The 10036-nt window shown below is 72.9% G+C and carries 7 protein-coding genes; 3 read left to right on the top strand and 4 right to left on the bottom strand.

Going from position 1 to position 10036, the window contains the following annotated elements; all coding sequences use genetic code 11:
• Positions 1-1144: 1144 nt before the first annotated feature.
• Positions 1145-1762 carry a dihydrofolate reductase family protein gene (locus tag ABZ914_RS38825; protein WP_500199481.1) on the top strand — a complete coding sequence of 206 codons (618 nt, stop codon included), beginning with the start codon at positions 1145-1147 and terminating at the stop codon, positions 1760-1762.
• 170 nt (positions 1763-1932) lie between these two features.
• Here the strand turns inward: ABZ914_RS38825 and ABZ914_RS38820 are convergent, their stop codons facing one another.
• A complete protein-coding gene (locus ABZ914_RS38820) occupies positions 1933-3849 on the bottom strand; it encodes a glycoside hydrolase family 3 protein (RefSeq protein ID WP_500199479.1) in 1917 nt (638 codons plus the stop codon).
• Positions 3850-4383: 534 nt separating this feature from the next.
• On the opposite strand from ABZ914_RS38820, the gene ABZ914_RS38815 reads away from it, so the two are divergent.
• Positions 4384-5640, top strand: a complete 1257-nt coding sequence (locus ABZ914_RS38815; protein ID WP_500199478.1) for an MFS transporter — start codon at positions 4384-4386, stop codon at positions 5638-5640.
• Here ABZ914_RS38815 and ABZ914_RS38810 read toward each other — a convergent pair.
• Together ABZ914_RS38810 and ABZ914_RS38805 are read right to left on the bottom strand one after the other, a co-directional pair.
• Positions 5601-6551, bottom strand: coding sequence for a GlxA family transcriptional regulator (locus ABZ914_RS38810; protein WP_500199477.1), 951 nt, complete (start codon positions 6549-6551; stop codon positions 5601-5603). The two genes, ABZ914_RS38815 and ABZ914_RS38810, sit on opposite strands and share 40 nt — an antisense overlap.
• A 213-nt stretch (positions 6552-6764) precedes the next feature.
• Positions 6765-7844, bottom strand: a complete 1080-nt coding sequence (locus ABZ914_RS38805; RefSeq protein ID WP_500199475.1) for a DUF2382 domain-containing protein — start codon at positions 7842-7844, stop codon at positions 6765-6767.
• 285 nt (positions 7845-8129) lie between these two features.
• Between ABZ914_RS38805 and ABZ914_RS38800 the strand changes: the two genes are divergently transcribed.
• Positions 8130-9182, top strand: coding sequence for a matrixin family metalloprotease (locus ABZ914_RS38800; RefSeq protein WP_500199474.1), 1053 nt, complete (start codon positions 8130-8132; stop codon positions 9180-9182).
• A gap of 39 nt (positions 9183-9221) precedes the next feature.
• Here the strand turns inward: ABZ914_RS38800 and ABZ914_RS38795 are convergent, their stop codons facing one another.
• On the bottom strand, positions 9222-9911 hold the full coding sequence (locus ABZ914_RS38795) for a class E sortase (protein ID WP_500199473.1): 690 nt from the start codon (positions 9909-9911) through the stop codon (positions 9222-9224).
• Positions 9912-10036 lie beyond the last annotated feature (125 nt).

Below are 10036 nucleotides of genomic sequence, written 5' to 3'. Positions count from 1 at the left end.
CGAAGTCCATCGCGAAGCGACGCCGAAGGCGCCCTTGACTTTGGAGGGGCGGCCCCGTACGCAAGCGCCACCCCACCACCCGAACACCCCTCTTGTCATTCTTTCGAACACTCATATTCATGACTTCCGAACCTGCGCTCTGAGCTTCGGCCTTGCGGCACAGAGGCCTCTACTCTCTTCCCCCGACACTTCGGCCAACCTCGCTACCGTCACCAGTCAAGCGCCAACTACCGCCTCGCCTCTGGGCACGTAGCACCCCTACCTGTGGCCGCGCCACACAGCCTCAGCCAACCTCGCCCCACGACACTTCGGACACCGCTTCGCCCAACCAGATCGCGATCAGACCTCGGGCACCGCTTCGCCCCGCCAACACTGTTGCGCACCGCTCACCCCCAACACCTCGTGCACCGCTTCGCTCCCAACACCTCGTGCACCGCACCACCCCGCCTACGACACTCGCCTTCCTACCTAGCGGCCTCGTTTCACGACACCTCCCCGCAGCTTCGCCACCTCGCCCCCACCACCCCGTCACCCCGTCACCCCGTCACCCCGTCACCCCGCAGCCTCGCCACCACCCCCTCGCCCCCTCGCCCCACCACCCCGTCACCTCACCGCCTCATCACCTCGTCACCTCGCAGCCTCGCCCCCCTGGCCCGTCGCCCCTCGCCCGTCGCCCGCCGCCCGTCGCCCCTTGCCCGTCATCGCGAGACTCGTTATCCCTCACCAGTTCACCCGTCGCCCCGCCACCAAATCCGGACCCGTACCGCCTGGCCTCACAGCCGCACCGCCTTGGGCACACTGGCGCCACCGCTCCTGCCGTCCCGCCACACACCGCCTCCAGCGGCGCAGCCGCCACGCCTCCTGACGGTCTTGACTGCACTGAATCTGGGAGACCACCGCCGCCTTCAGGGTCGGTCTCGTCACGCTGTCAGCCATGTACTCGGGCCATCTGCCCTAGGCGGCCCCAGCCAGGACCCCAAATTGGCCTCGCGCCTCGGCGGTCGTGCGCGTTCTCGGGATCGTCCTCGAACGGCGCTGACCAGCCCGGTCTCCCTCCTTGCGGGCGGCCGATGAGTTCTGAGGACGGCACGGGTCGAACCCCGTGAGCACCGTGAATCATCGCGATCGTCCAAGGAGCATCAGGATGCGGAAGATCACCGCTGGGCTGTTCATCTCGCTCGACGGAGTCGTCGAGAACCCGCAGGACTGGCACTTCCCGTACTTCAACGAGCAGATGGGCGAGGCCGTCGACGCGCAGATGAGCTCGGCCGACACCCTCCTGCTCGGCCGCCGGACGTACGACAGCTTCGCGGGTGCGTGGCCGGAGCGGGAGAAGGCCGGTGCCGAGGACGCGGCGTTCGCCAAGAAGCTCGGTGACGCCCGCAAGATCGTGGTGTCGACGCAGGAGCTCGACTTCACCTGGCGCAACTCCGAGCGGCTCAAGGGCGACCTCATCGAGGCCGTGACGGCGTTGAAGGACGAACCGTCGGCGTCGGACATCGCGATCAGCGGGTCAGTGTCGCTCGTCCGGCGGCTGCTGGCGGCAGGACTGCTCGACGAGCTGCACCTGCTGGTCCATCCGATCGCCGTGGGCGCGGGGATGCGGCTGTTCGAGGACCTGGACGCGCCGCTGCCGCTGCAGCTCATCTCGTCGGAGACCTTCACGACCGGCGTTGTGCATCTGGTCTACCGCCGCGACGAGGGCGCTCCGACGGGCGACTACGCGAAGGCCAGGGAGAGCCTTCCGCAGTCCGCCGGCTAGGGAGTGCTCCTCGGGCGAGTCGGTCACGGGACGCTCAGCATGCGGGCCCGAGCGGCCAGGGCAGGCAGTGCTCGGGCAGGTCGTGCGGCCCCATGCTTGCGAGGGCTCGAAGACGGCCGGGCCTTCCGGCGCCGGGGCGGGCAGCCCGCGGCGCCGGAAGGGCGGGCGGCTCAGCGGTCGGTGCGGAGCCCGTAGCCGTAGGGGAACAGCGGGTCGTAGTTCTTGTCGCCGACGTTGATCGGCTCCTGGGACTCGCTGCGCGGCCACGTGTAGGACAGGCGGCCGGTGAACGGACGGTTCCCGAAGAGCGTGTCGGAGACGCCGGCGCCCTCGCTGCCGGGCAGCCACGACATCACGAACGCGTCCATCTTCGGCAGTTCGTCGGTGACGATCTGCGGCCGTCCGGCGACGTCCAGGACGACGCACTTCTCGATGGCGGAGCAGACCTTGTCGATGTTGGCCTTGTCGGCGTCGGACAGGTTGAGGGTGTGGCCGTTGCCGACGTCGCCGACGCCTTCGGCGTAGGGCGTCTCGCCTACGACGACGACTCCGACGTCGCTTCCGGCCGTGGGCGCGGAGGCGTCGGCGCTGTAGGTGACGTTCTTGGCGTTCTGCTTGATGCCCTGCAGGATCGTGGTGCCGGGGATGGTGTTGCCGGAGGCCCCCTGCCAGGTGACGGTCCAGCCGCCGGCCTGGTTGCCCATGTCGTTGGCGTTGACGCCCGCGACGTAGATGCGCTGCGACTTCTTCAGCGGCAGGGCGCGGCCGGAGTTCTTCAGCAGCACCTGCGACTCGGCGACGGCCCGGCGGGCGACGGCGCGGTGCGCGGGCGAGCCGACGGACTTGATGTTGGTCCGGTCGGTGTAGGGGTGCTCGAAGAGCCCGAGTTCGAACTTGGCCTTGAGGATGCGGGCCACGGCGTCGTCGATGCGGGACGTCGCGACGCGTCCGGCCTTCACCTCGGCGAGGAGGGTCTGCTCGAACTGCGGCGCGCTGTAGGGCTCCATGAACATGTCCATGCCGGCGTTGACGGCCGTGCGGACCTGGGCGGCGTAGTCACCGGGGAGCTGGTGGATGGCCTCCCAGTCGCTGATCAGGAACCCGTCGAACCCGATCTTCTTCTTGAGGACGTCGGTGAGCAGCTCCTTGCTGGCGCTCATCTTGACGGGGTTGCCGACGCCGTCCTCGGTCCAGTCGACGCTGGAGAACGACGGCATGATGCTGCCGACGTGGTACTTGCGGACGGCGGGCACGTACGGCGCCAGGTCGATCTTGTTGAAGTGGGCGCGGTCGGTGATGGTGACGCCCTGGTCGATCGTGTAGGTGCCGCTGGTGGACGACCCGTACTTGGTGTCACCGTCGCCCGCGTAGTGCTTGGCGGTGGCGAGGACGTGCGCGGGGTCGGCGAGGTCCTTGCTGGTGCGCCCCTGGAAGCCTTCGAGGGCGGTCTCCATCTTGATGACGAGCGCGGGGTCCTCGCTGAAGGACTCGTACGTCCGTCCCCAGCGGAGGTCGCGGGAGACGCAGATGCAGGGCGCGAACACCCACTGCGGGCCGGTCGCGCGCGTCTCGGTGGCGGTGATCCGCTCTTCCTCGCGGACGAGCGCGGGGTCGCGGGTGGCGCCCATCGCGTTGTTGTGCGGGAAGACCGTGGCGCCGACGAGGTTGTTGTCGCCGTGCACCGAGTCGATCCCGTACAGCAGCGGGATCTTCAGCCGGGTCTTGAGCGCGGCGGCCTGGTACCGGTCGACCATGTCGGCCCAGCCGGACGGGGTGTTGTCGGCCGGCACGGACCCGCCGCCGGACAGCACCGAGCCGAGCGCGAGCCCGGTGATCTGGCTCGGGTCGGAGTCGATGGCGCCGCGTTCGGCCTGCGTCATCTGGCCGATCTTCTCTTCGAGCGTCATCCGGCCGAGCAGGTCGGAGACGCGCTGGGCGACGGGGAGCCGCGGGTTGAGGTAGGGCGCGGAGGCGGGCGCGTCCGCGAGGGCCGGGCCGGACGCCGCGGGTACGGCGGAGGCGGCGACCGCGAGCGCGATCAGTGAACGCCTGATCCGGGTGGCCGTTCGGGTGTGGGGGTGTCGCAAGATCCCTCCTGGGTCGTGACGGCGACGGCGACGCGCGCGGCCCGGTGGACCGCGCGCCCGCGCGTGTCCGCGGGTGGGCGGACGGGGTCACGGCGCGCCCGGACGGCCATGACCCCTGCGGCGGGCTGCAGCGTCAGAAGGAACCTCCCCCGGCCTTGATCATCTGTCAAGGACCCCCCGCCCGACCTCGATGATCTTGGTCGAAGCATGGGGCCGGACGGCTTGACGGCGGCTAAATTCACTATTTAAATTATCGGCCGAAATAAGCCGGTCGGACGGGTCGGGCGCCGGTCGCCCCGCCCGCCTTCTGCGCTGCCCGGCCGCGCACCGCCCGGCCGCCCGTCCCGGCACAGTGGCCACACCCGGCCGCGCTCCCTCCCGCGCCGCCCCCGACCGTGCGTGCCCTGCATCCACCCCGGTGGCCGCTCGCGCAACCCACTCGACAGCGGCCGGCACCTCGGGCGTCCGAAACTGCGCGGAGGTTGTCGTTCCAGCCGCTCGTGCGGGGCCCGGCCCGCCGCGGAGCATGGCGCCATGAACGACTTCGGCACCGGCGGCCGGTCCTGGTGGAGGGCCGGGCTCGCCGTCGCGACGGTGGGGTGGGGCGCGCAGCAGTTCGCGCCGCTCCTGCCGCTGTACCGGGCCAGGCTCGGCCTCTCCGCGACGACCCTGCAGGCCACGTTCGGCATGTACGTGCTCGGGCTCGTCCCCGGGCTGCTGCTCGGCGGCCCGGTCTCCGACCGGCTCGGCCGCCGCCGCGTGCTCGTCCCGGCGCTCGCCGCGTCCGCCGCCGGGACGGTCCTGCTGGTCCTCGGCGGCACGGGCTCGGGATGGCTGTTCGCGGGACGGCTCGTCGCGGGCGTCGCGAGCGGCGCCGCGTTCAGCGCCGGCGCGGCCTGGATCAAGGAGCTGTCGGCGACGGCGGCGGGCGCGGCGCCGCGCCGGCTGACGATCGCGATGAGCGTCGGGTTCGGGCTCGGGCCGCTGGTCGCCGGGCTGCTCGCGCAGTGGGCGCCCGCCCCGGCCGTCGCGCCGTACGTCCCGCACCTGCTCCTCGCCTGCCTCGCGCTGCCGCTCGCGGCCCGCGCCCCGGAGACCGGGCGCCGGACGGGCGCGCCGGACCGCCTCCGGGACGCCCTGCGCGTCCCCGAGGCGCTCGGGCGCCGGTTCCGGACGGTCGTCGTGCCGCTGGCGCCGTGGGTGTTCGGGTCCGCGTCGGTCGCGCTCGCGTACCTTCCGGGGCTGGTCGGCGACCGCCTCGGCGGGCACGCCCTCGTGTTCGGCGCGGCCGTCACGACGCTGACGGCCGCGGCGGGGATCGCCGTCCAGCCGCTCGCCCGCCGGGTCCGCGCGCCGTGGCGGCTGCTCATGACGGCGCTGGGCCTCGTCACCGCCGGGATGCTGGTCGCGACCGGCGCGGCGGCCGCGTCCAGCCCGGTGCTGGTGGTCGCGGCGGCGCTGGTGCTCGGCGCGGCGTACGGGTGCTGCCAGGTGTGCGGGCTGCAGGAGGTGCAGCGGCTCGCCCGCCCGGAGCGTCTCGCCGCGCTGACGTCGGTCTACCAGGCCGTCTCCTACGTCGGCTTCGCGGTGCCGTTCCCGCTGGCCGCCGCCGGACGGCTCGCCCCGCCGCCCGTCCTCCTGCTCGTCATGACGGGCCTGGCCGCGCTGACCCTCGCCGCGCTGGCCCGCACCGGACGGTCCCGCGCCGGAGACCTACGCACCGGCGCCGTACCGGTCGAGCGGCCGGGTGATCAGCCGGAAATGGCCGAGGCGCGGAAGGTCCGCCGGTAGGCGTCCGGCGAGACGCCGAGGACGCGGTGGAAATGGCGGCGGAGGGTGGCGGCGGTGCCCATGCCGGTCCGGGCGGCGATCACGTCGACGCCGTCGTCGGTGGTCTCCAGCAGCTCCTGCGCGCGGCGGACGCGCTGGGCGTGCAGCCACTGCAGCGGCGTCGTCCCGGCGACGGCGTGGAAGTGCCGCGCCAGGTTGCGGGAGCTCATCCCGGCGCGGCGGGCGAGGTCCTCGACGGTCAGCGGCTCGTGCAGCCGGGCGAGCGCCCACGGGAGCAGGCCGGCGAGCGCGTGCTCGCGGCCTGGCCCGACGGGCGCGGGGATGTACTGGGCCTGCCCGCCGGGCCGGTGCGGCGGGACGACGAGCCGCCGCGCCAGGTCGTTCGCGACGGCGGCGCCGTGGTCGAGGCGGACGATGTGCAGGCACAGGTCCATGCCGGCGGCCTTGCCGGCCGACGTCATCACGGACCCGTCGTCGATGTAGAGCACGCCGGGGTCGACCTCGACGCGCGGGTACAGCTCGGCGAGGCGCGCCGCGTGCATCCAGTGGGTGGTGGCGCGGCGCCCGTCCAGCAGCCCGGCGGCGGCCAGGACGAACGCGCCGGTGCAGATCGACACCACCCGGGCGCCCGCGTCGTGCGCGTCGCGGACCGCGGCGACGAGGTCCGCGGGCGGCTCCTCCAGGACGTTCCGGCAGGCCGGGACGATCACGGTGCCGGCGGCGGCGAGGCCGTCGAGCCCGCGCGGGGCGTCCACCTGGAACCAGCCGCCGAGCCGGACGGACGCGGGGGCGCAGACGGTGAAGTCGTACCAGGGGTCGGCGAGGCCGCGGTCGACGCCGAACACCTCGCAGGGCGCGGCGACCTCGAACAGGGTGATCCCTTCGCTGACGGCGAGCGCGACGGTCGGCATGTCCGGAATCGTACGCCTGGCACTGTTCCGGACGCGCACTCTTCCAGACGGGCACTGTTCCGGACGCGCACTGTTCCAGTCGCGCCGTTCCGGACGCGCGCCGTTCCGGACGGGGGCGGGCGCACCGGGGCGCCCGGCCGGCCTGCGGGTGGTTGGCCGACCGGGCGCGTACGGTCCGGTGCTCGGAGGTGCCGGGCGGTGCGGGGCCGGGGCTCAGCCCGGGTGGCGCCCGCCGCCCTCGCCGTGCTCGGCGTGCGTGCCGTCGTCGCGCGTGACCTCGACGCGCTCCTTGCGCAGCTCGCCGCGGACGGTCTGCTCGTCCTGCACCTGCTCGGTGCGGATCCGGAGCCGTTCCACCGGGACGGTCTCCTTCGCCACGACCGGGCGCTCCTCGTAGAGGATGATCTCCTGGTCGTCCTCGGTGATGGTGACCTGCACGCCGGGCCGCCCGTCCGTGATCGGCTCCCGGTCGATCTTGATCTCCTCGTGGCTGACCGGGACGGTCCGCTCGACCATCTCCGTCTCCACCCACTTGCGGACGTGCACGCGGCCGGACTCGTGCCGCTCGGTGTCGATGCGCAGCCGCTCCTCGGACCGGGTGATCTCGGTCATCGGGGCGCCGGGCTGGGCGGGCAGCGGCTCGCCGCGCTTGTCCCGCTCGGGGTGGACGGCCATCCCGGCGGCGCCGGTGGTGCCCGCGGTGCCGGTGGTGCCCGGGGCGCCGGTGCCGGTCTTACCGGTGGTGCCCGCCTCGCCGGTGCCGCCGGTGCCGCCGGTGCCGCCGGTGGTGCCGGCCATGCCGGACGGAGCCCTGCCCTGCGCGCCGGTCGTGCCCTGGTCGGACGCGGCCCGCTCGCCGGCCATGCCCTTCCCGCCGGCCATGTCGCGGTCGCCGGCCGTCCCCGTGTCCGCGCCGCGGCCCGTGCCGCCCTCGGCGCGTCCCTCGGCCGTGCCCTCGCCCTCCGTGCGGCGGCCGCTCGGAGGGCGCACGCCGTAGTGCCGGTACAGGTCGACGATCTGGGCGTGCGAGAGGTGCTCGTCGGCGTCCACGTTGGGCGCGCCCTTGATCGTCTCCTTGTCGTAGGGGACCTGCAGCATGTCCTGGGCCTTGCGGGCGCCGGACAGCGGGACGAAGCTCTCCCGCATCCCGAACCATCCGGTGTGCACCGTCACCCACTCCGGCGCACCGGAGTCGTCGTTGAGGTAGACCTGCTTGACCGTGCCGACCTTGGCGCCGTGGGTGTCGGTCACGCTCATGCCCATGAGTTCCCGCACCTGTGTCTGCACCTGCACGTTGAACACCCCCGAGTTGCCTGATTACCTCCTGATTTTTCCGTACTGCGCACTGGTAAACACGTTTGCCGAATGATGGACGGCGATTTGCCCGGCCCTGACCGTGCGGCACCGGGAACTCCGTCCGCCATTTTCCGGAAGATGCGCAGATGGCCGCCTATTTGACAATGGCAATATTCGCATTGTGGTGATCATTTTAGGCTGTACCGGTTTGCCTTTTCCGGCACCGCGAAAGACTGACGGCTGGAGCGCGAAAGGCTGTACCCGACACATCGGAGAAATGGCATGGACGACGTCACGCCCGCCGGACGCGGGCGGCGCACCGGCGCCTGGTGCGCCGCCGCCACGGCCCTGTCCTGCACGGTCGCCGGGGGCGCGATCACCGCCGCGGCGGTCGCCGCCGGGGCCGCCGAGCCGTCGCCGGCCCGGCGCCCGCCCGGCTGGTGCGCGCCGGAGGGGGCGCTCACCGCGCGGGCGATGCCGCAGAAGATCAAGATCTCCGAGTGCGACCTGCGCGGCCGGGTGGTGCGCGGCGAGAACGGGCTGGCCGCGACGGTCCCGTCCGACGGCACCTCGGTGACCGCGCACGCGCTGCGCACCGACGGCGCGTCCGAGCTGCGCGTCGGGGTGGACGAGGCGAAGGGCGAGATCACCCTCACCACCACCGGGACGCGCGTGCCGCAGGGCCGGCCGCGCGAGTTCCGCGCGCCGATGGAGGCCTGCCAGGACGGCGCCTACCAGCAGGAACCGAGCAAGTGGCCGAAGGGCTCCACGATCGAGTGGCACTACTACCCGGGGACGGCGGGGCTGCCGAGCTCGGGGGTGTCGGCCGGGGTCTCCAACGTGTTCGAGGCCAGGACGGACTGCACGCCGTCCCATGCGTTCGCGCCGCTGCCGGACGTCTCGGCGAAGTACGCGGGCCAGACGGCCACGGCGCCGAACGTGACCTCCGCCGCCGTCTGCGGCGACCGCGACGGGACGAACGTCTCGGGCTGGGAGGCGATGCCGGGCGCGGAGCCCGACGTGCTCGCGGCGACCTGCACCTGGTTCCGGGGCGAGACGACGATCGAGAGCGACACCGCGCTCCAGGAGCAGGGGAAGAAGTGGTGGCCGGGCCCTCAGGACGGCTCGTCCTGCCCGGCGGGCAGCTACGACGCCGCGGCCGTCACGACGCACGAGACGGGCCACATGCTCGGCCTCGGGCACGTCGAGGGGTCGCAGCATTCCGAGCTGACGATGGCGCCGACCGTCGCGGCGTGCGACGACGACCCGGCCACCCTGGGGAAGGGCGACTACGACGGGCTCATCGCGCTGTACGGGGCGCGCTCGTCCGCCTGACCGCGATTCCGCGCCCGTTCGGTGGCTCGCCGAGCGGCGTCATTTCCCCATCTTCCCGACGACGACGATGCGGTGCCGGTCCGAGCCTTTCGGGGTGCAGCTGATGAGGGTGACGTACTGCCCGTTCGGCGCCTTTCCCGGCTTGAAGGGCACGGGTTCGAGCGCGCGCCGGTCGGTCGGCACGATGGTGTGCCTGCCGCGCACCCGGTAGACGTAGGTCTTGTGGTGCGCCTTGAGGACGATCCGGTCGCCGCGCCGCAGCCGGTCGAGCTGACCGAACGGGTGCAGCCACGTGGTGCGGTGCCCCAGCAGGACGGTGTTCCCGAGCGTCCCGGGCGGGGCCGTCCTCGGGTAGTGGCCGACTCCCTTGCTGAGCACGCGCTCCGAGACGCCCTCGCGCACCTTGATCTTCAGGTGGATCCGCTTGATCGAGATGGTGGCGATCACCTTCCCGATCCGCGGCCGGGCGGCGCGCGCCGCGGCGGCGGCCGTCCGGCCGGGCGCGGCCGTGGCGGCACGGGTCCCGGCCGGTGCGGCGTGCGCCGACGGCATCCCGGCGGCCGCCACGCATCCGGCGGCGAGGAGCGCCACCGCGGGCAGCGCCCTGCCCGGCGCCCGAAAGGCCCTTCCGCTCGGCGGCGGCGCGCCGTCCCAGGACCGGCCGTCCCGGCTTCCGTCTTTCACCGTCTTCGTCTCCAGCGTCGTCTTCGCCATGGTCTCGATCTCCACATCCGTCTCCGTCTCCAGTGAGACTCCGGTGAGAAAGGAGCCGGGGGGGGGGGCCCCGGCGGGGGGGGGGGGGGGCTGGGTGGGGGGGGTGGGGGGAGTCAGGTCAGGGCTAGGAGGAGGGCTAT

It is taken from the genome of Spirillospora sp. NPDC046719, from assembly GCF_040645715.1.
Lineage (GTDB): Bacteria > Actinomycetota > Actinomycetes > Streptosporangiales > Streptosporangiaceae > Spirillospora.
The sequence above is the reverse complement of the archived record's forward strand: the minus strand, read 5'-3'. Positions and strand labels throughout refer to the sequence as shown.